Origin of the sequence: Mycobacterium sp., from assembly GCF_050700595.1 — a bacterium.
Classification (GTDB): domain Bacteria; phylum Actinomycetota; class Actinomycetes; order Mycobacteriales; family Mycobacteriaceae; genus Mycobacterium.
On sequence record NZ_JBOHHI010000207.1, the window covers coordinates 1 to 20828 of the forward strand.

At 67.1% G+C, this 20828-nt stretch carries 19 protein-coding genes; 16 read left to right on the forward strand and 3 right to left on the reverse strand.

Translation table 11 applies throughout. The features are described from left to right. The first annotated feature begins 151 nt into the window (after positions 1-151). Complete coding sequence (locus tag ACRDTL_RS19210) at positions 152-766, forward strand: PaaI family thioesterase (RefSeq protein WP_431508285.1); 615 nt, start codon at positions 152-154, stop codon at positions 764-766. Between the two features lie 20 nt (positions 767-786). Here the strand turns inward: ACRDTL_RS19210 and ACRDTL_RS19215 are convergent, their stop codons facing one another. Beyond that, positions 787-2457 carry a Na+/H+ antiporter gene (locus tag ACRDTL_RS19215; RefSeq protein WP_431508286.1) on the reverse strand — a complete coding sequence of 557 codons (1671 nt, stop codon included), beginning with the start codon at positions 2455-2457 and terminating at the stop codon, positions 787-789. A 103-nt stretch (positions 2458-2560) separates the two neighbouring features. Here ACRDTL_RS19215 and thrS point away from each other — a divergent pair, with 103 nt between their 5' ends. From thrS to ACRDTL_RS19290, 15 genes are all read left to right on the forward strand, one after another. Next, the gene (gene thrS, locus ACRDTL_RS19220) at positions 2561-4612 is read left to right on the forward strand and encodes a threonine--tRNA ligase (protein WP_431508287.1); all 2052 of its coding nucleotides are present in this window, start codon (positions 2561-2563) and stop codon (positions 4610-4612) included. Further along, positions 4605-5156, forward strand: a complete 552-nt coding sequence (locus ACRDTL_RS19225; protein WP_431508288.1) for an HIT family protein — start codon at positions 4605-4607, stop codon at positions 5154-5156. Before thrS ends, ACRDTL_RS19225 begins: the two co-directional genes overlap by 8 nt. Then, a complete protein-coding gene (gene pgsA, locus ACRDTL_RS19230; protein ID WP_431508289.1) occupies positions 5153-5806 on the forward strand; it encodes a phosphatidylinositol phosphate synthase in 654 nt (217 codons plus the stop codon). The genes ACRDTL_RS19225 and pgsA overlap by 4 nt, the downstream gene beginning before the upstream one ends. A 23-nt stretch (positions 5807-5829) precedes the next feature. After that, on the forward strand, positions 5830-6732 hold the full coding sequence (locus tag ACRDTL_RS19235) for a phosphatidylinositol mannoside acyltransferase (RefSeq protein WP_431508290.1): 903 nt from the start codon (positions 5830-5832) through the stop codon (positions 6730-6732). Beyond that, positions 6732-7856 carry a glycosyltransferase family 4 protein gene (locus ACRDTL_RS19240; RefSeq protein ID WP_431508291.1) on the forward strand — a complete coding sequence of 375 codons (1125 nt, stop codon included), beginning with the start codon at positions 6732-6734 and terminating at the stop codon, positions 7854-7856. The genes ACRDTL_RS19235 and ACRDTL_RS19240 overlap by 1 nt, the downstream gene beginning before the upstream one ends. Further along, entirely contained in the window at positions 7856-8866 is a 1011-nt protein-coding gene (locus ACRDTL_RS19245; RefSeq protein WP_431508292.1) for an NUDIX hydrolase, read from the forward strand. Before ACRDTL_RS19240 ends, ACRDTL_RS19245 begins: the two co-directional genes overlap by 1 nt. Before the next feature lie 75 nt (positions 8867-8941). After that, positions 8942-9853: a pyridoxal 5'-phosphate synthase lyase subunit PdxS gene (pdxS, locus tag ACRDTL_RS19250; RefSeq protein WP_431508293.1), complete on the forward strand. Its 912-nt coding sequence runs from the start codon at positions 8942-8944 to the stop codon at positions 9851-9853. Positions 9854-9895: 42 nt separating this feature from the next. After that, positions 9896-10741 carry an acyl-CoA thioesterase II gene (gene tesB / locus ACRDTL_RS19255; RefSeq protein ID WP_431508294.1) on the forward strand — a complete coding sequence of 282 codons (846 nt, stop codon included), beginning with the start codon at positions 9896-9898 and terminating at the stop codon, positions 10739-10741. Further along, entirely contained in the window at positions 10738-11334 is a 597-nt protein-coding gene (pdxT, locus tag ACRDTL_RS19260) for a pyridoxal 5'-phosphate synthase glutaminase subunit PdxT (RefSeq protein ID WP_431508295.1), read from the forward strand. Before tesB ends, pdxT begins: the two co-directional genes overlap by 4 nt. A 30-nt stretch (positions 11335-11364) precedes the next feature. Next, positions 11365-12735: an ABC1 kinase family protein gene (locus ACRDTL_RS19265; RefSeq protein WP_431508296.1), complete on the forward strand. Its 1371-nt coding sequence runs from the start codon at positions 11365-11367 to the stop codon at positions 12733-12735. A 59-nt stretch (positions 12736-12794) separates the two neighbouring features. Then, complete coding sequence (locus ACRDTL_RS19270) at positions 12795-13550, forward strand: YebC/PmpR family DNA-binding transcriptional regulator (RefSeq protein ID WP_431508297.1); 756 nt, start codon at positions 12795-12797, stop codon at positions 13548-13550. 93 nt (positions 13551-13643) lie between these two features. Beyond that, on the forward strand, positions 13644-14198 hold the full coding sequence (gene ruvC, locus ACRDTL_RS19275) for a crossover junction endodeoxyribonuclease RuvC (protein ID WP_431508298.1): 555 nt from the start codon (positions 13644-13646) through the stop codon (positions 14196-14198). Continuing rightward, complete coding sequence (gene ruvA / locus ACRDTL_RS19280; RefSeq protein ID WP_431508299.1) at positions 14195-14788, forward strand: Holliday junction branch migration protein RuvA; 594 nt, start codon at positions 14195-14197, stop codon at positions 14786-14788. Before ruvC ends, ruvA begins: the two co-directional genes overlap by 4 nt. Then, positions 14785-15828, forward strand: a complete 1044-nt coding sequence (gene ruvB / locus ACRDTL_RS19285) for a Holliday junction branch migration DNA helicase RuvB (protein WP_431508300.1) — start codon at positions 14785-14787, stop codon at positions 15826-15828. Before ruvA ends, ruvB begins: the two co-directional genes overlap by 4 nt. A gap of 138 nt (positions 15829-15966) precedes the next feature. Beyond that, the gene (locus ACRDTL_RS19290; protein ID WP_431508301.1) at positions 15967-16611 is read left to right on the forward strand and encodes a hypothetical protein; all 645 of its coding nucleotides are present in this window, start codon (positions 15967-15969) and stop codon (positions 16609-16611) included. A gap of 23 nt (positions 16612-16634) precedes the next feature. On the opposite strand, the gene car is transcribed toward ACRDTL_RS19290, so the two are convergent. Together car and ACRDTL_RS19300 are read right to left on the reverse strand one after the other, a co-directional pair. Next, positions 16635-20084 carry a carboxylic acid reductase gene (gene car / locus ACRDTL_RS19295; RefSeq protein WP_431508302.1) on the reverse strand — a complete coding sequence of 1150 codons (3450 nt, stop codon included), beginning with the start codon at positions 20082-20084 and terminating at the stop codon, positions 16635-16637. Positions 20085-20333: 249 nt separating this feature from the next. After that, the gene (locus ACRDTL_RS19300; protein WP_431508303.1) at positions 20334-20798 is read right to left on the reverse strand and encodes a MarR family winged helix-turn-helix transcriptional regulator; all 465 of its coding nucleotides are present in this window, start codon (positions 20796-20798) and stop codon (positions 20334-20336) included. Positions 20799-20828: the final 30 nt, after the last annotated feature.

Genomic DNA, 20828 nt, shown 5'->3' on the forward strand with positions numbered 1-20828 from the left:
ACAACGTCGCGGCCGAACTCAACGCGCGTCCCCGCAAGCGCTTCGGCTGGCGCACCCCCGCCGAAGAACTCAACCGACTACTCTCAGACCCGTCCGCCTTTGTTGCAGCGACCGCTTGAATCCAAGGAGTGAGTCGCGCCGTGAGCGCAGAGTGAATGCCAAACACCCGGGCGGCGGATTCAATCCGCCCGAGCCGACCACCAAGGGCGGCTCCGACTACGGCAGGTTCATCGACGCGGTGCGGACGCTGCAGGACCACGCCCGCGCGGTCGACGCGCCCGACGAGGTGATCGGCGAGGCCGCCGGCCTGCTGGAGAAGGTGTCCGGCCTGCTCAGCCCGTTCGATACCGACGAATGGCAGTCACCGTCGGGCCGCCGGATGGACCTGCCGATGCGCGGCAACATCCTGACCGTGCCGATGAAGATGGCGAAAACTGACGACGGCCGGATCCGTGGCCGGGCCCGATTCCGCCGGTTTCATCTGGGGCGCAACGGCGCCGTACACGGCGGCGAGATTGCGCACCTGTTCGATTCGGTGCTGGGGTTGACGTCGGCGGTGCTCGGCGGCGGACCCTATCAGCGCACCGCGTACCTACACCTGAACTATCGCCAGACCGTGCCGATCGAGAAGGAGCTGCAGGTCGACGCCGGGGTAAGCCGAGTCGACGGTCGCAAGATCTTCGTCGAGGGCCGACTGTGCGACGGCGAGGAGGTGCTGACCGACGCCGAGGCGCTGTTCGTGCTGCTCAAACCCGGCCAACGGTAAGGCTTTTCGTCAGCCGCTCCTCAGGGACTACGCCACCGTGACCGCGGCGTGGCGATCGGCAGCGCGCCCTCTTCGTGGTCGAGCTCGCGTTCGAGTACACGAAGACTCTGGTCGGGCAGCATGCCGGCGTCACGCCAGCGCAGGAGTTCGTCGCGCTCGGCCTCGATGGCCGTCCGGCGTATTCCGACGGCAGCCTCGTAGCCGGGGGAGGCGGGTATCTCATCGGAATCCCATGACTCCAGCAGATCCAGTCGACGTTGATATCGCTCGAGCCGGTCCGACAACTGCTCGCGCACCCCTTCGATTGCCCGCGGATCAACGTCGTCGGAGTCCTGTTTGTCCAGCTCGTCGAGTCTGTCGAGTGCAGCCTGGACCGCGGCCCGGCGAGCCTGATTTCGCAGACGCACTTCGTCGACGGCATTGGCGTGCAGGCCCAGGGCACGTACCAGTGGAGCGAACGTGACTCCCTGTCCGATCAGCGTCACCAGCACGACCACGAAGGTGCAGAACAGCAACAGACTCCGGTTGGGAAACGGCGCGCCGCTGTCTGTGACGAACGGCACCGCGAAAATCGCGGCGAGGCTCACCACGCCGCGGGTGCCGGCCCAGCTCAGCACGAAAACTTCAGGGCCACTTAGTAGCTCCGAGTTGCGGTCCCTATAGGTGTCGTCGCCGGAGACGTTTCCGAGCCGGGTATGCAGCGGCCGCGGAAGCGACTGGGTGAGCAACAACCACACTGGCCGCACCAACAGCACCACCGCGACGGTGACCGTGATCGCCACGACGATCGTCGACAGTTGGTAGCCGCCGAGCCCGTGGAGAATGGTCGGCAGCTGCTGACCGATCAGCAGGAACACGAGACCTTCGAGCAGGAAGTTGACCAGTCGCCAGACGGCGCGTGTCTGTAGCCGGCTCGCTCCCGATTCCGATCGTGGCGAGTCGTGGCCGACGATCAGCCCACAGACCACGACGGCCAAAACACCCGAGGCGTGGACCTTCTCGGCCACCAGATAGGTCAAAAACGGTGTGGCGAGCGAAATCGCGTTGGCCGTCAGCACGTCGCGGGTCCAGCGCCGGAAGAAACGTCGGCAGTACGCCAGCACCACGCCCACCACCAGACCGCCCACCGCCGCCAGGACGAACGTCCCGACTGCCGACGGCACCGAGAATCCGCCGCCCCGGGCGACGGCGATGGCGACCGAGAAGGTGGTGAGCGCGGTCGCGTCGTTGAGCAGCCCTTCGCCCTCGATGAGGGTGACGATGTTGAGCGGTAGACCGACCTTGCGTGCGACGGCGAGCGCGGCCACCGGATCCGGAGGCGCCACCGCGGCACCCAGCGCCATGCCCACCGCGAGCGTTGCGCCGCCGACGAGCAGGCTGAACGCCACACCGACCAACGACGCGGTCACCAGAACGAGAACCACCGACAGGCTGATGACCGTGCGCAGATTGTGGCGTATCCCGACAAGCGACGATTCCAGCGCCGCGTTGTACAGCAGCGGCGGCAATATGCAGGTCATCACAATATCGGGATCGAGGCTGATGTTCGGCCCCGGCAGCAGCCCATAGCCAATGCCGACAAGAGTGAGAAGCGCCGCGCTGGGCAGTCCCGCGCGCTCGCCGATCCAGCTCACCACCACGACGACGCCGACGGCGGCGAGCAGCAATGCCAGAGCCGTCTGAACCCCCACGGCCCTATTCTGCCCGAGCGGCGAGTGCTCGACGGCCCTGCTCGGCTCCGGTAGGTCCCGATAGCATGGTCGTCGACCCCCCCGAACCTTGGAGAACGCCGCAATGACCGCCCCCGCACAGCCCGCCGCAGCCCCGATTCGGGTGCCTGCCGGGACCAGCGCGGCCGCCGCGATGGCCGGCGCGGGGCTGCCCGGCCGCGGCGTGCCCGACGCGGTCGTGGTGGTGCGCGACGCCGACGGCAAACTGCGCGACTTGAGCTGGATGCCCGCCGTCGACGCCGAGGTGATCCCGGTGGCGGCCGACACCGATGACGGCCGCAGCGTGATCCGGCACTCGTGCGCCCACGTGCTGGCCCAGGCCGTCCAGGACCTGTTCCCGGACGCCAAGCTGGGGATCGGGCCGCCGATCAGCGACGGCTTCTACTACGACTTCGACGTGCCGGCGCCGTTCACCCCGGAAGATCTGGAGGCGCTGGAAAAGCGGATGCGCCGGATCGTCAAGGACGGGCAGCTGTTCTCCCGGCGGGTCTACGAATCCAAGGAGCAGGCCCGCGCCGAACTGTCCGACGAGCCCTACAAGCTCGAACTCGTCGACGACAAATCCGGCGACCCGGCGGTGATGGAGGTCGGCGGCGACGAGCTCACCGCCTACGACAACCTCAATCCCCGTACCCGAGATCGCGTTTGGGGCGACTTGTGCCGTGGACCGCACATACCGACCACCCGCCACATTCCGGCGTTCAAGCTCACCCGCAGCTCGGCCGCCTACTGGCGCGGCGACCAGAACAACGCCAGCCTGCAACGCATCTACGGCACTGCCTGGGAGTCCCAGGAGGCCCTGGAGCGTCACCTGACGCTGATCGAGGAAGCCCAACGCCGCGACCACCGCAAGCTGGGCATCGAGCTGGACCTGTTCAGCTTTCCCGACGAGATCGGTTCCGGCTTACCGGTTTTCCATCCTAAGGGCGGCATCATACGCCGGGAGATGGAAGAGTACTCGCGGCGCAAGCACATCGAGGCCGGCTACGAGTTCGTCAACACGCCGCACATCACCAAGGCGGACCTGTTCCATACTTCCGGGCACCTGGACTGGTACGCCGACGGCATGTACCCGCCGATGCACCTCGACGCCGAATATGACGACGACGGGACGGTGCGCAAGCCGGGTCAGGACTACCACCTGAAGCCGATGAACTGCCCGATGCACACCCTGATCTACCGGGCTCGCGGTCGGTCTTATCGCGAACTTCCGTTGCGGCTCTTCGAGTTCGGCACAGTCTACCGCTACGAGAAATCCGGTGTGGTGCACGGCCTGACCCGGGCGCGCGGGTTCACCATGGACGACGCGCACATCTTCTGCACCCGCCAGCAGCTGCATGACGAGCTGGCATCGCTGCTGCGCTTCGTGCTCGAGCTGCTCGGCGACTACGGGCTGGACGACTTCCATCTGGAGCTGTCCACCAAGGACCCGGACAAGTTCGTCGGCTCCGATGCGATGTGGGCGGAAGCCACCAACGCGCTGGCCGGGGTGGCGGCCGAATCCGGTCTGCAGTTGGTGCCCGACCCGGGCGGTGCGGCGTTCTACGGGCCCAAGATCTCCGTACAGGCCCGTGACGCGCTGGGCCGCAGCTGGCAGATGTCGACCATCCAGGTGGACTTCAACTTTCCGGAGCGGTTCGAGCTGGAGTACACCGCCGGCGACGGAACCCGGCAGCGGCCGGTGATGATCCACCGCGCGCTGTTCGGGTCGGTCGAGCGGTTCTTCGGCATCCTCACCGAGCACTACGCCGGCGCGTTCCCGGCGTGGTTGGCGCCGGTGCAAGTGGTCGGTATCCCGGTTGCCGACGACCACATTGCCTACCTGAACGACGTCGCGGCACAACTGCGGTCGCACGGGGTGCGGGTCGAGGTGGACGCCAGCGACGATCGGATGGCCAAGAAGATCGTCAACCACACCACCCAGAAGGTGCCGTTCATGCTGTTGGCCGGCGACCGTGACGTCGCCGCAGAGGCGGTCAGTTTCCGGTTCGGCGATCGCAGCCAGATCAACGGGGTGCCCCGCGACGACGCTGTCGCCGCGATCGTGAAATGGATCGCCGATCGCGAAAACACCGCGCCCACCGCCGATCTGGTGAAGGCGGGCGGTCGTGGCTGACGAGGACTTCATCATTGACCGGGGCGTCGGCGAATCCGATCATCTGCAGCGGTTGTGGACACCGTATCGGATGAGCTATCTGGCCGAGGCGCCGCTGAAGCGGGAGAACTCCGATCCGGCGCAGCTGTTCACCGAGATTCCGCAACTGCCCGACGAGGACGGGCTGGTGGTGGCCCGCGGCGAACTGGTGTATGCCGTGCTCAACCTCTACCCGTACAACCCGGGGCATCTGATGGTGGTGCCGTACCGTCGGATCTCCGAACTCGAGGATCTGACCGACAAGGAGAGCGCCGAGCTGATGGCGTTCACGCAGAAGGCGATTCGCGTCATCAAGGCCGTGTCCCGTCCGCACGGCTTCAATGTCGGGCTGAACCTGGGGATATCGGCGGGCGGATCGCTGGCCGAACACCTGCACGTGCACGTCGTGCCGCGGTGGGGCGGTGACGCCAACTTCATCACGATCGTCGGCGACTCCAAGGTGATCCCGCAGTTGCTGCGTGACACCCGTCGGCTGCTGGCCACCGAGTGGGCGAAGCAGCCATGAGCAAATTACTGTCCCGTGAGGGCGTCGCACGAGTCACCACACCGCTGGCGCGGGCATTCCTGCGGGCCGGCTTCACCGCCGACGCCGTCACGATCATCGCCACCGCAGCCGCGGTGCTGGCCGCGCTGACACTGTTCCCGACCGGTCGGCTGTTCGTCGGCGCGTTGGTGATCTGGTTTTTCGTGATGTTCGACTTGGTCGACGGGGCGATGGCCCGGGAGAGTGGTGGCGGCAGCAGATTCGGCGCGGTGCTGGACGCCACCTGCGACCGGATCAGTGACGGCGCGGTCTTCTGCGGGCTGGCGTGGTGGGCGGCGTTCGGTCTGCGCAGCCCGTCGCTGGTGGTGGCGACCTTCATCTGCCTGGTCACCTCGCAGGTGATCTCCTATATCAAGGCCCGCGCCGAGGCGAGCGGATTGCGCGGTGACGGCGGCTTCATCGAACGCGCGGAACGGTTGATCATCGTGCTGGTGGGCGCGGGACTGTCCGACCTGCCGGTGTTCCCGCTGCCATGGGCGCTGCACGTGGCGATGTGGCTGCTGGCGCTGGCCAGCATGATCACCTGCGCCCAGCGATTGCACACCGTGCGCCACTCGCCGGGGGCGGCGGAGCCGCTGACCCGTCAGCAGCCGGAGACGGACGAGCCGTGATCCGGGTCTCGGGGGGCCTGAAAATGCCTGGGGCAAGCCTGGCCGACTGGGGGTATGCGGCCGGCTGGATGACGGTGCGGGCGATGCCGGAGTTCGCCGCCCGCAACGTTTTTGACGCCGGCGTGCTTTACGCGGCCCGCAATGGCGGGCCGGATCAATTGCGGAAGAACCTGGCCCGCGTCATCGGCGTGGCACCGGCCGACGTCCCCGGTGCCCTGATGCGGGCCTCGCTGGCTTCCTACGCGCGTTATTGGCGAGAGGCGTTCCGCTTGCCGACAATGAACCACGCAAAGCTGGGCCGCCAACTGCACGAGTCGGTGCAGGGCAAAGAACATCTGGACGCGGCGCTGGCGGCGGGCCGAGGCGCCATGGTGGCGTTGCCGCACAGCGGCAACTGGGATATGGCCGGGGTGTGGGTGGTGCAGGCCTACGGCGGCGTGACCACCGTCGTCGAGCGGCTCAAGCCCGAGTCGCTCTACCGGCGGTTCGTCGCCTACCGGGAGGGCCTGGGCTTCGAGGTGCTTCCGCTGTCCGGCGGCGAGCGGCCGCCCTACGAGCTGCTGGCCGAAAGACTGGCCGACAACCGGATTGTCTGTCTGATGGCCGAGCGTGACCTCACCCGCACCGGGGTCCAGGTGGATTTCTTCGGCGAACCGACCCGGATGCCGGCCGGGCCGGCCAAGCTGGCCATCGAGACCGGCGCGGCGCTGCTGCCGGCGCATTGCTGGAACGAGGGTGACGGGTGGCGATCCGACATCTACCCGGCGCTGGACTGCGCCGGCGGCGACGTTGGCGTCATCACTCAGGCGCTGGCCGATCTGTTCGCCCGCCATATCGCCGCGCACCCCGCTGACTGGCATATGCTGCAGCCGCAATGGCTGGCCGATCTGTCCGACGAGCGACGGGCCAGATTGCGGGAGGCCTGATGCGCATCGGCATGGTGTGTCCGTACTCGTTCGACGTGCCGGGCGGGGTGCAGTCGCATGTGCTGCAGCTCGCGGAGGTGATGCGCGCCCGTGGGCATACCGTCAGCGTGCTGGCGCCGTCGTCACCGCACGTCAAGCTGCCGGATTACGTGGTCTCCGCCGGCAGGGCCGTCCCGATTCCCTACAACGGCTCGGTGGCCCGGTTGCAGTTTTCTCCGGCGGTGCACCGCAGGGTCAGAAGGTGGCTCATGCAGGGTGACTTTGATGTGCTGCATTTGCACGAACCGAACGCGCCCAGCCTGTCCATGTGGGCCCTGCGGGTGGCCGAGGGGCCGATCGTGGCGACGTTTCACACCTCGACGACCAAATCGCTGACCCTGTCGGTCTTCCAGGGTGTGCTGCGGCCCTGGCACGAGAAGATCGTCGGCCGGATCGCGGTGTCCGACCTGGCGCGGCGCTGGCAGATGGAGGCGCTGGGATCCGACGCGGTGGAGATTCCCAACGGCATCGACGTAGCCGCGTTCGCGTCCGCGCCGCGGCTGGACGGGTACCCGCGGCCGGGCAGAACCGTGTTGTTCCTGGGCCGCTACGACGAACCCCGCAAGGGGATGGCGGTATTGCTCGACGCGCTGCCGAGGTTGGTGCAGCGCTTTCCCGATGTGCAGCTGCTGATCGTCGGCCGGGGTGACGAAGACGAATTACGCAGCAACGCAGGCGATTTAGCAGTGCATCTGCGCTTCCTGGGCCAGATTGACGACGCCGGCAAAGCGTCGGCCCTGCGCAGCGCCGACGTCTACTGCGCACCCAACACCGGCGGGGAGAGTTTCGGCATCGTGCTGGTGGAGGCGATGGCGGCCGGCACGCCGGTGGTGGCCAGCGACCTGGATGCGTTCCGGCGGGTTCTGCGTGACGGCGAGGCCGGTCGGCTCGTTCCGGTGGGCGATGGCGCGGCATTGGGTGCGGCGCTGGTCGCGGTGCTGGAGAACGACGTCTTGCGGGAGCGCTACATCGCCACCGGCGCGGAGGCGGTGCGGCGATACGACTGGTCGGTGGTGGCCAATCAGATCATGCGGGTCTACGAGACGGTTGCCGGCACCGGCGTCAAGGTTCAGGTGGCCAGCTGATGGCCTGGCTGGTCCTGGTCTTGATCGTGCTGGCCGCGGTGCTGGTGGTGTTCGGCACCCGGATGTATCAGGTCGCCAACCGGCTCGACCGGCTGCACGTGCGCTACGACCTGTCCTGGCAGGCGCTCGACGGCGCGCTGGCGCGCCAGGCCGTGGTGGCTCGCGCGGTTGCGGTGGACGCGTTCCACGGCGCGGCGCAAGGCAAGCGGCTGGCGGCGTTGGCCGACGCCGCCGAACGCGCGCGCCGGAGCGATCGCGAGCGGTGCGAAAACGAGTTGTCGGTGGCGCTGGCGATGGTCGACCCGGGGTCGCTGCCGTCGGCGCTGGTCGCTGAGCTGGCCGACGCCGAAGCGCGGGTGCTGTTGGCCCGTCGTTTCCACAACGATGCCGTGCGCGACACCCTGGGGCTGCGCGAGCGGTCGTTGGTGCGGCTGCTTCGACTGGGCGGACACGCGCCGCTGCCAACCTATTTTGAGATCGCCGAGCGCGCCCACACCGGTCATGTGTCGAAGAAACGGACGTCGGCGCGGGTGGTGCTGCTCGACGAGACCGGCGCGGTGCTGTTGTTGTGCGGATCGGACCCGGCGGTCACCGGCGGTACCGCGCCGCGCTGGTGGTTTACCGTCGGCGGCCAGGTTCGCGACAATGAGGGCCTGGCCGAGGCCGCCGCCCGCGAGCTGGGCGAAGAAACCGGCCTGCAGGTCAACCCCGTCGACATGATCGGGCCGGTCTGGCGGCGTGACGCCGTCTTCGATTTCAACGGTTCGACGCTCGACAGCGAGGAGTTCTTCTTCGTCTACCGCACCTATCGGTTCGAGCCGTCCATCGCCGGGCGAAGCGAACTCGAGCGCCGCTACATTCACTGCCACCGTTGGTGTGACGCCGACGACATCGCCGTCTTGGTGGCCGCCGGCGAGACGGTTTATCCGCTGCAGCTGTCCGAGTTGCTGGCCGACGCTGTCACGCTGGCTCAGACCCGCGCACCCCGCCAGCTACAGGCCATCCGCTAACTTTCTGCGTCTGCTCGCGAGGGATGGGGTGCCCACCACTAGACTTGAGCGGTACCAGGTGAAGGAGAGTCTGCAGTGGATACCGCCGCTTCGTCGAACGGCACCGGGCAAACGGGAACCGCACGGGTCAAGCGCGGGATGGCCGAGATGCTCAAGGGCGGCGTCATCATGGACGTCGTCACACCGGAGCAGGCCCGCATCGCCGAGGGGGCCGGCGCCGTCGCGGTGATGGCGCTGGAACGGGTACCCGCCGACATCCGCGCCCAGGGCGGGGTTTCGCGGATGAGCGACCCGGACATGATCGAGGGCATCATCTCCGCTGTCACCATCCCGGTGATGGCCAAGGCACGTATCGGGCACTTCGTCGAAGCGCAGATCCTACAGAGCCTGGGCGTGGACTACATCGACGAGTCCGAGGTGCTCACCCCGGCCGACTACACCCACCACATCGACAAATGGAAGTTCACCGTGCCGTTCGTGTGCGGTGCAACCAATCTCGGTGAGGCGCTGCGACGCATCGTCGAGGGCGCGGCGATGATCCGCTCCAAGGGTGAGGCCGGCACCGGCGACGTGTCCAACGCCACCACCCACATGCGGGCCATCGGCGGCGAGATCCGCCGGCTGACATCGCTGTCCGACGACGAATTATACGTTGCGGCAAAGGAACTCGCCGCCCCCTACGAACTGGTCGTTGAGGTGGCGCGGGCCGGCAAGCTGCCGGTGACGCTGTTCACCGCCGGCGGTATCGCCACTCCGGCCGATGCCGCGATGATGATGCAACTCGGTGCCGAGGGCGTTTTCGTCGGCTCGGGCATCTTCAAGTCGGGGGATCCCGCCGGCCGCGCGGCCGCGATCGTGAAGGCCACCACCTTCTACGACGACCCCGACGTGCTGGCCCGGGTGTCGCGCGGGCTGGGCGAGCCGATGGTGGGCATCAACGTCGAGGAGATCGCGCAGCCGCACCGCCTGGCCCAACGCGGTTGGTGACAACGGCGATGAGCGCTTGCGCGAAGAGCAGACGGTCATAGCGTGGCAATCGAGAAGATCCTCGATCTCGAGCAACTCGAGGTCAACATCTACCGGGGCAGCGTCTTTTCCGCCGACTCGGCCGCCTGGCAGCGCACGTTCGGCGGGCATGTCGCCGGGCAGTCGCTGGTGTCGGCGGTGCGCACGGTCGACCCGGGTTTCCTGGTGCACTCGCTGCACGGATATTTCCTGCGGCCCGGGGATGGAAAGGCGCCCACCATCTTTCTCGTCGAACGCATCCGCGACGGCGGCTCATTCTGCACCCGGCGAGTCAACGCGATCCAGCACGGCGAGACTATTTTCAGCATGTCGGCGTCGTTTCAGGTCGATCAGAGCGGCATCGAGCACCAGGACGCGATGCCATCGGCGCCGCCACCGGACGACCTGCCGGGGCTGAAGTCGATGAAAGTGTTCAACGACGCGGGGTTTCATCAGTTCGACGAGTGGGACGTGCGCATCGTGCCGCAGGAGAAGCTGGAACGCTTGCCCGGATTGGCCTCCCAGCAGCAGGTGTGGTTCCGTCACCGCGATCCGCTGCCCGACGACTCGGTGCTGCACATCTGCGCGCTGGCCTACATGAGCGATCTCACCCTGCTCGGCTCGGCGCAGGTGATCCACCTGGCGGAGCGCGAGCACCTGCAGGTTGCGTCGCTGGACCACGTGATGTGGTTCATGCGGCCGTTCAGGGCCGACGAATGGCTGCTCTACGACCAGTCGTCGCCGTCGGCATGCAACGGGCGGTCGCTGACCCAGGGCAAGATCTTCAACCGGCGCGGCGAGATGGTCGCCGCGGTGATGCAGGAAGGCCTGACCCGCTACAAGCGCGACTTTCGCCCGGCGAACTCGTGACCCCGCCGCGGGTCGGCGTCCTGGCGTTGCAGGGGGACACCCGGGAACACCTGGCGGCGTTGCGGGACAGTGGCGCCGATCCGGTGCCGGTGCGCCGGCGTGCCGAACTGGACGCAGTGGATGCGCTGGTCATTCCCGGTGGGGAGTCGACCACGATGAGTCACCTACTGCACGATCTTGACCTGTTGGAGCCGTTGCGGAAGCGGCTGGCCGACGGGCTCCCGGCCTACGGGGCGTGTGCCGGGATGATTTTGCTGGCCAGCGAGATCCTGGACGCCGGCGAGGGCGGCCGGGAGGCGGTTCCGTTGGGCGGCATCGATATGGCGGTGCGGCGCAACGCGTTCGGACGACAGGTCGACTCGTTCGAAGGCGATATCGCATTCGCCGGCCTCGACGATCCGGTGCACGCGGTGTTCATCCGCGCGCCGTGGGTGGAGCGGGCCGGCGCCGACGTCCGTTTGCTGGCCCACGCCGCGGGGCATATCGTCGCGGTACGCCAGGGTCCGCTGCTCGCCACGGCGTTTCACCCGGAGATGACGCACGACCGGCGTATTCACCGGTTGTTCGTCGACATCGTCACCGGACGGGCCTAAGCCCGCGGGTTCACCAGGCATGATGTGCTCATGGCGGACATCGTGCGGGGAGGATTGGGACGCGTCGCAAAGCTGGCGAGCCTTCCGGCAGGGGTGGCCGGGCGTGCCGCACTGGGCGTGGGTAAGCGGATGACCGGCAAGTCTAGGGAAGAGGTCAACGCGGAACTTCTGGAGAAAGCCGCAGACGAGCTCTTCCAGGTGCTCGGCGAGCTCAAGGGTGGCGCCATGAAGGTCGGTCAGGCGCTGTCGGTGATGGAGGCCGCGATACCTCCGCAATTCGCCGATCCGTTTCGCGAGGCGTTGGTCAGGCTGCAAACCGAGGCACCACCACTGCCGGCCGCAAAGGTGCACCGGGTACTCGACGCCCAGCTCGGCACCAAATGGCGCGAACGCTTCGAGTCCTTCGACGACACCCCGGTCGCCTCGGCGAGTATCGGACAGGTTCACAAAGCCACGTGGAAAGACGGGCGCAAAGTCGCCGTGAAGGTGCAATACCCCGGTGCCGATGAGGCGCTGCGTGCGGATCTCAAGTTGATACAACGGGTTTCCTGGCTCACCAAGCGGATTGTGCCACGGGCAGAGGTGGACCGAATCGTTTCTGAGGTCAGCGAGCGTATCGAAGCAGAGCTGGACTACCGCCAGGAAGCCGCCTATCAGCGTGCCTTCGCGAAAGCCTTTGCGGGCGACCAGAAGTTCTCTGTCCCGGCGGTGGTCGCCAGCGCGCCAAAGGTCATCATCTCGGAATGGATGGAGGGTCGGCGTCTTTCCACGATCATCGCCGACGGTACCCAAGATGAGCGAAATTCCGTGTGCGCCTTGCTGGTTGAATTTGCTGTGAGCTCACTCGCACGTGTCGGACTGGTGCATGCCGACCCCCATCCGGGCAATTTCATGGTGCTGGCGGACGGTCGCCTGGGAGTTATCGATTTCGGCGCCGTCTCCGAGCATCCCGGCGGTGTGCCGGCCGACTTCGGTGAACTCCTGTGCTGGGCACGCGACGAACAGTGGGACGAAGTGATCCGGCTGCTGAAGAAGCTCGGGTTCATGCCGCAAAACTACGATCTGACTGCCGATCAAGTGGTGGGGTATATCGGACCGCTCTGGGCTTATATCGACCCACTGCGGGCCGGCGAGTTTCATTTCACCCGTAAGTGGTTCCAGAAATCGGCATTGGCCACCACCGATCCCTTCGAGGAAGGATTCGCCGACCGGTTCAAGGTTGCCCGGCAGCTGACCGTGCCACCCGGATATGTGATGTTGCTCCGCACCCTCGGCGGTCTGCTCGGAGTCGCCGTGCAGCTTGACGCCCATGTGGCGTACGCCACGCTGATCGAGCGGTGGGTACCGGGATTCTTCCCACCCGGCGAGGGCCACGTCACGCGGGCGGCGGACAACCAATAGCGGCCGTCCACGTAGACTCGTCTGGCGAACTTTCGAAGCAACAGAAGAGGTAGTAACCGATGAGCGGCCACTCCAAGTGGGCCACCACGAAGCACAAGAAGGCCGTCGTCGACGCCCGCCGCGGCAAGATGTTCGCCCGGCTGATCAAGAACATCGAGGTCGCGGCCCGCGTCGGCGGGGGTGACCCGGCCGGCAACCCGACCCTGTACGACGCAATCCAAAAGGCGAAGAAGAGTTCGGTACCCAACGAGAACATCGAACGGGCCCGCAAACGCGGCGCCGGCGAGGAAGCCGGCGGCGCCGAGTGGCAAACCATCACCTATGAGGGCTACGCACCCAATGGAGTAGCGGTGTTGATCGAGTGCCTGACCGACAACCGCAACCGGGCCGCCAGTGAAGTGCGGGTGGCCATGACCCGTAACGGCGGCACCATGGCCGATCCGGGATCGGTGTCCTATCTGTTCTCCCGCAAGGGCGTGGTCACCCTGGAAAAGAACGGCCTGACCGAGGACGACGTGCTGATGGCCGTACTCGACGCCGGTGCCGAGGACGTCAACGACCTGGGCGACAGCTTCGAAATCACCTCGGAACCAGGTGATCTCGTCGCAGTGCGGACCGCGCTGCAGCAAGCCGGGATCGACTACGATTCCGCGGAGGCGAGTTTCGCGCCGTCGGTCAGCGTGCCGGTCGACCTCGACGGTGCCCAAAAGGTGTTCAGGCTGGTCGACGCGTTGGAGGACAGCGACGACGTGCAGAACGTGTGGACTAATGTCGACCTCTCCGACGAGGTGCTTACCGCGCTCGACGAGGCGTAAAAGAGGGTTCGCCGTCCCGGGCGTGTCCTACCCGCCGGTGTCGGTCCGGCCCGCTAGGGTATCGAACAACCGTTCGGCATCGAGGAGCTTGACGTGCGCGTGATGGGCGTCGACCCGGGACTGACCCGCTGCGGGCTGTCCGTAATCGAGAGCGGACGCGGACGGCAGATCATCGCGCTGGACGTCGACGTGGTGCGCACCCCGGCCGGGGCGCCGCTGCCGGCAAGGTTGCTGACGATCAGCGACGCCGTCGAGCACTGGCTGGACACCCACCTTCCCGACGTCGTCGCCATCGAGCGGGTGTTCTCCCAGCAGAACGTGTCGACGGTGATGGGCACCGCGCAGGCCGGCGGGGTGATCGCGCTGGCAGCCGCCAAACGGGCGATCGACGTGCACTTTCACACGCCGTCGGAGGTAAAGGCCGCGGTCACCGGCAACGGCGCCGCGCCCAAGGCGCAGGTCACCGCGATGGTCACCAGAATCCTTGGGCTGCAAGCAAAGCCGACTCCGGCCGACGCCGCCGACGCACTGGCACTGGCGATCTGCCACTGTTGGCGCGCGCCGATGATCGCGCGGATGGCCGCCGCCGAGGCCAGGGCTGCCGAGCAGCGCAGGAAGTTCGCCGCGAAAGTGAAGGCCGCGACGTGATCGCCTCGGTTCGCGGGGAGGTGCTCGAGGTGGCACTGGATCACGTCGTCATCGAGGCCGCCGGTGTGGGGTACAAGCTGATGGCCACTCCGTCCACGCTGGCGACGCTGCGCCGCGGCGGCGAGGCCCGGCTGATCACCGCGATGATCGTGCGTGAGGATTCGATGACGCTGTACGGATTTCCCGATCCGGACGCCCGCGACTTGTTCCTGACACTGCTGGGGGTCTCCGGCGTCGGGCCCAAGATCGCGCTGGCCACCCTCGCGGTCTACGGCGCGCCCGCGCTTCGCCGGGTCCTTGCCGACGGCGACGTCACCGCGCTGACCCGGGTGCCGGGGATCGGTAAGCGTGGTGCCGAGCGGATGGTGCTGGAACTGCGGGACAAGATCGGGCCGGTGGGCGCAAGCACGGCAGCGGCAACCGTGAACGGTCATGCGGTGCGGACACCCGTTGTGGAAGCCCTTGTCGGCCTTGGCTTTGCGGCCAAGCAGGCGGAAGACGCGACTGGCCAGGTGCTCGTCAACGAACCCGAGGCAACCACGTCGAGCGCGTTGCGCGCCGCACTGTCGCTGCTGGGGAAGAACACATGACCGAGCCCGACGAGCGTGACGTCTCGCCGGCCTTGACCGTCGGTGAGGGGGATGTCGACGCCAACCTGCGGCCGCGAACGCTGGGGGAGTTCATCGGCCAGCCGCGCGTGCGGGAACAGCTGCAGCTGGTCATCGAGGGTGCCAAAAACCGTGGTGGCACACCGGATCACATCCTGCTGTCCGGTCCGCCCGGGTTGGGAAAGACGTCGCTGGCGATGATCATCGCCGCCGAACTGGGATCGGCACTGCGGGTGACGTCTGGTCCCGCACTGGAACGCGCCGGCGATCTGGCGGCGATGCTATCCAACCTCGTCGAGCACGACGTGTTGTTCATCGACGAGATCCACCGCATCGCCCGGCCCGCCGAGGAGATGCTCTACCTGGCGATGGAGGACTTCCGGGTCGACGTCATCGTCGGCAAAGGCCCGGGGGCGACCTCGATTCCGTTGGAGGTGGCGCCGTTCACCCTGGTCGGCGCGACCACCCGGTCGGGCGCGCTGACCGGTCCGCTGCGCGACCGGTTCGGTTTTACCGCGCGCATGGATTTCTACGAGCCCGCCGAACTGGAGCGGGTGCTGGCCCGCTCCGCGGGAATATTGGGCATCGGGTTGGGCGGTGAAGCCGGCGCGGAGATCGCCCGTCGTTCACGCGGCACCCCGCGCATCGCCAACCGGCTACTGCGCCGGGTCCGCGACTTTGCCGAGGTGCGCGCCGACGGGGTGATCACCCGCGATGTCGCCAAGTCGGCGCTGGAGGTCTACGACGTCGACGAGCTGGGCCTGGACCGGCTCGACCGGGCCGTGCTGTCGGCGCTGACCCGCAGCTTCGGCGGCGGCCCGGTGGGGGTGTCGACGCTGGCCGTGGCGGTCGGTGAGGAGGCCACCACCGTCGAGGAGGTGTGCGAGCCGTTTTTGGTGCGTGCCGGCATGATCGCGCGCACCCCGCGTGGGCGCGTGGCCACCGCAGCGGCCTGGACGCATCTGGGCATGGTGCCGCCGGCCGGGGCCGGTGGGTTGGGCCAGGCGGGCCTGTTCGACTAGGAGGATCGCCTCCGCGGCTCAGCAGCGGTTACCCCGCCGACGATGCGGGTACTCAGCACGCGCTTGACACTATCGGTGTCCAACGGTTTGAGGAGTTTCTCAATGAATGTCTCGCGGACTGGTCCGAGCAGCCTGCATATGCCCCGCACCCGCGGCGCGGTCAGTGGATTGCTGTTGATCGCCCTCGGTGTGTGGGGTGCATTGGCCCCGTTCATCGGGCCGTATTTCCAGTGGGCCTACCCGCCCGACCACGAGTGGGCGTGGACGTCGGCGCGCGGCTGGCTCGAGGTATTCCCCGGTGTCACCACCGTGGTCGGTGGCCTGCTGCTGGTGGGGTCGGGGAATCGCGCCACCGCGATGTTCGGTGGCTGGTTGGCCGCGTTCGCCGGCGCCTGGTTCGTCGTGGGCCGCGCGCTGGCCTCGACCTTGCAGATCGGGCACATCGGCGATCCGGTGGCATCGACCGATGCCAAGCGGGCGCTGATGGAGATCACCTATTTTTCCGGGCTGGGCGCATTGATCGTCTTCCTGAGTGGCGCGGTTCTTGCGCGGCTGGCGGTGCGGATGGCCCGTGACGTCGAAGTTGCGCCGGCTCCCGCATCCGAGGTGTCGGCCGCTGATGTAGAGCCGGCGTCGGATTACTCGCCCGAGTACTCAATGGCTCCGGCCGCCGAGGTGTCGTCGGATGCGGTCACCCAGGTCCGAGCCGACCAGTTCCCGGCACAGGAGCCGCAAGACCGCAAGAGCAGCTTCTTCCGTCGCCGGCGCGCCAGCACATCTTGACCCGCACGACAAACGCGTGCTCGTCAGAGTAAGCCGAGCAGTTGCAGATCGGTGACGTACTTGACGATGATCGGTGCCGAGATGTGCGGAATATCTTTGTCCGGGCCGATTTTCGCTTCCTGCACCGCGGCGCGGAACCGGTCGGTCGGCGCCATCGAGCCGCGCAGCGGAGTCTCCGGCTTCTGATAGTTGTGCAACAGCGGCAGTAGTGAGTACTGACGCTGCCGGTCCGGCAGAGTCCGCAGGCTCGTCTCGAACCGCTGCAGCCAATCGGGGTAGTCGGCGATCCGCTGGATCGCGTGCCCGGCGTCGATCAGCCAGTCGACGTACTCGTCGAGCCCGATGCCGTCGTCGTAGGGGTTCATCACGTGATAGGTGTCGAACCCGCCGTCGACGCGAGCGCCCAGCGTGGCGATTGCCTCAGCGACGAACTCCACCGGCAGACCGTCGTAGTGCGCACGTTGCCGGTTGTCCTCGGCGTCGAGCTGATAGAACGAGCCGGGCGCAATACCGGTGGCGACCAGGCTCAGCATCAGCCGGGTGAACATGTCCGGCAGGTTGAGCTGGCCCGCATAGCTCGTGTCGGCCAGGATCATGTCGCAGCGGAACACCGCGACCGGCAGGCCACACAGGGCATTGGCCTCGGCCAGCAGCACCTCGCCGGCCCACTTGCTGTTGCCGTAACCGTTGGCGTAGCCGTCGTTGATCGCCCGGGTGGGGCTGATCACCCGAATGTCGGCGTCCTCGACGAACTTCCCGGGCGCGATTTGATCGCCCACACCGATCGTCGACACATAGGTGTACGGCTTTAGCTTCGTCGTCAGCGCAATGCGGATCAGCTCGGCGGTGCCCAACGCGTTGGGCCCGAACAACTCGTTGTACGGCAGCACGTGGTTAACCAGCGCCGCCGGGTCGACGATCACGTCGACGGTGTCGGCCAGCCGTTGCCAAGCCTGCTGATCCAGGCCCAGGTTGGCCTCGCCCTTGTCGCCGGCGATCACCTGCAGGTGCTTCGCGGCCAATTCGGTGTAGCGGGCCAGCAGCTTGTCGTCACCGCTGTCAAAGGTGGCATCCAACCGGGCCCGCGCCTCCGCATCGGACTTGGCGCGCACCAGGCAGATCAGCTTGCCGCCGACCAGCGACAGCCGCTCCAGCCACTGCAGAGCCAAATAGCGGCCCAGGAAACCGGTTGCGCCGGTTAGCAGCACGGTCCGCACCTCTGGGCTCGGGCCGGGCAGGTTCGCAGCGGCGGCCAACGTCGCGGCGTCGAGGAACTTGTCCAGGGTGAGGTCGGCGGCGTGCACCTCGACCGCGTCCCGGCCGTGCACCGAGGCGAACGTGGGCCGCTTCGAGCCTTTCCGCTCGGTGTCGATGTAGCCGGCGATGGACTGCAGATCCGACGCCGGGCTGACGATCACACCCACCGGCACCTCGACGTCAAAGATCTCGCGCAGCAGGTTGCCGAATGTCAACGCCGACAACGAGTCTCCACCCAGGTCGGTGAACTGCGCGTCGGGCGTCAGGTCGGTGGTCGCTGTGCCCAGCAGCGCGGCCGCGGCGCGGCTGATGGTCTGCAGCACCGGTTGAGTGGCGCCACTGCGGCGCAGCTCGCTCAGCTCGTTGGCCTGGCCCTCGGCCAGGTCGGCGTAGAGCTGTTCCAGTCGTTCGCCGTAGTGCTGCTTGAGCTTCGGCCACGCCAGCTTACGGATACCGGTGAGCAGTCCGTTCTCCAGCGTGAAAGGTGTTGTCTCGATGAGGAAGTCGCGCGGGACCTCGTAGGACTGCAGGCCGGCCTCCTTGGCAACGGTCTGCAGTGACTCGGCGATCGCCGTCTTCGACGCGCCCTCGGTCGGCACGACGACCGCCACCAGGTAGGGGTGCGCGCTGTTGCCATAGAGGTAGATCTGTCGCACCAGCGGACTGTTGCCGAACACCGCCTCCAGCTTCGCGACGGTGACGAACTCGCCCTGCGCGAGCTTGAGCACGTTGTTGCGCCGGTCGACATAGACCAGCCGGTCCGGGCCGACCTCCGCGACGACGTCGCCGGTGCGGTAGTAGCCGTCGGCGTCGAAGACGTCTGCCGTGACCTCCGGGCGCCTGTAGTAACCGGGGAACATGTTCTCGGTCTTGAGTAGCAGCTCACCGCGCGAATACGGCTGGTCGGTGTGGAAATAGCCCAGATCCGGGACATCGACCAGCTTGTAGTCGAGCACCGGCGGACGTTGCACCTCGCCGTCGTACAAGACCATCCCGGCCTCGGTGGAGCCGTAGCCGTCCAAAACGTGCATCTCCAGCAGGGACTCGACCCAGGACTTGAGTTCAGGGGAGATGGGCGCCGAGCCGGTCATCGCGAAGATGAATCGCCCGCCCAGCAGGTGCTGCCGCTGCTTGGCGATGACCTCCGCTGCGTCGACCCCGCGGTCCACTTCGCGCTGGAACTCGCCGAACAGCATCTCCCAAATCCGCGGCACGAAGTTCAATTCGGTGGGCCGCACCAGCGCGAGGTCCTCCAGGAACGTGGACAGATCGCTCTTGGCACCGAAGTAAGCGGTACCGCCGTTGCCGAGGGTGCCGTACAGGATGCCGCGACCCATGATGTGGCTCATCGGCATGAAGTTGAGCGTGATCGAGGCGGCGCTCGGGCCGAACCAGTTCCTGCTTCGCCGCCGCCACATCTTGGCGACATTGCGCTGCGGGTACATCGCGCCCTTGGGTGCGCCCGTGCTGCCGGAGGTGTAGACCAACAGTGCCAACGCGTCGGCGGGCACTGCGACCGACGCGGCCGGCAGTGTCTTCCCGTGCTCCAGCACGTCCGCCAGCGTCTCCACCACAACCGGGCTGCGCGCCAACCGGACGCGGGCCGCCCCGAACGCCTCGCGGTGGTCGTCGACCTGCGGGTAGTAGTCGAACACCACCAGCCGCGCGGGGAGGTGGCCGCTCTCGATCAGTTCGACGGCCTCGGACACGTAGTCGATGCTCGTCGCAATCACGACCGGCTCGGTCTCCGCGACGATGGGCCGCAGTTGCGCGGTCGCGGCGCTGGTCTGCAGGGGGACCGACACCGCATTGAGCTGCCCCAGCGCCACGTCGATGGTGGCGTAGTCGACGCTGGTGAAGCCCAGCACGCAGACGCGGTCACCGGGGGACACCACCCCGTTGGCCCATGCGCTGGCCAGCGCGCCGAGGCGGTCGCCCAGCTCGCGGTGGGTGATGGTCTCGAACTCCGGCAGCAGCTCCGCCGAGGTGCGCCCGGTGTCGGGGTCTTTGACGAACTCCACGGCGCGCTGCCCGAGGGCGGGCCGATCCGCGTAGCCATTGAGCACGGTCTGGACGACTTGCGCCAAAGCCAGCCCGGGTTGCTCGATCGCCGCGGCGATGGCCTCGCTGGGACGGGCGGCGGCGAACTGCGGGTCGTGGGCGGCCAGGTCGGCGATGCGGCGCTCGAGCCGCTCGTCAGGGACATCCATTGACATAACGAAACCTCTGAACAATTACTCGGGAAGTTTTACCAGCGCCACGCTGCGCCCAGCAAGAACTACGTTAGCAAAGCTAATGTTATTCCGAAACGGCGGGCCGCCGCCGATTGCTGTGAGATGCGTTACCGGCCGGTTGTCCGATGAGATAGGCCGAGCGTGCGGCTTCGTACGCGACACGCCGCGACAGGCGTATGAATCCGCACGGTCGGCGACTTGATTCGGTCCGGCCGTCGACCAAGGGGAGGGCTAGCTCCGCGCGCCGTCGGGTTCGAGCGTGTCGAGCAGCTGGTGCATGGTCGCACACATGCGGGCAAAGTCGTTGGCTCCCAACAGCTTCGACCACCGCGCCTCGATGTCGGCCACCCGGTCACCGGCGTCGGCCAGCAAGCGTCGTCCGCGATCGGTCAGGTCGATCAGCTTCGCCCGACCGTCAGCCGGGTCGGGGCGTCGGGTCAGATAGCCCAGTGTGGCCAAATCGTTCACCAGCTCCGACGTGGCGGCCAAGCTCAGCTGTGCCCGCGCGGCAAGTTCGGTGAGACGCACCCCACCCATGCGGATGTTGCCGAAGATCTGCAGATGCGGATCGCGGACGTCGCCGTAGCCGCGCTCGACGCGCGGCGCTGCCAAATCCTGGCGAAAGTGTCGCAACAACCGCACCAGCAGCTGGCCCACCGCCTGTCGGTCCGGCGGCAGATCACTTGACGTCGCCATGCTGCCAGACAATACTACGGATGCCGAAGT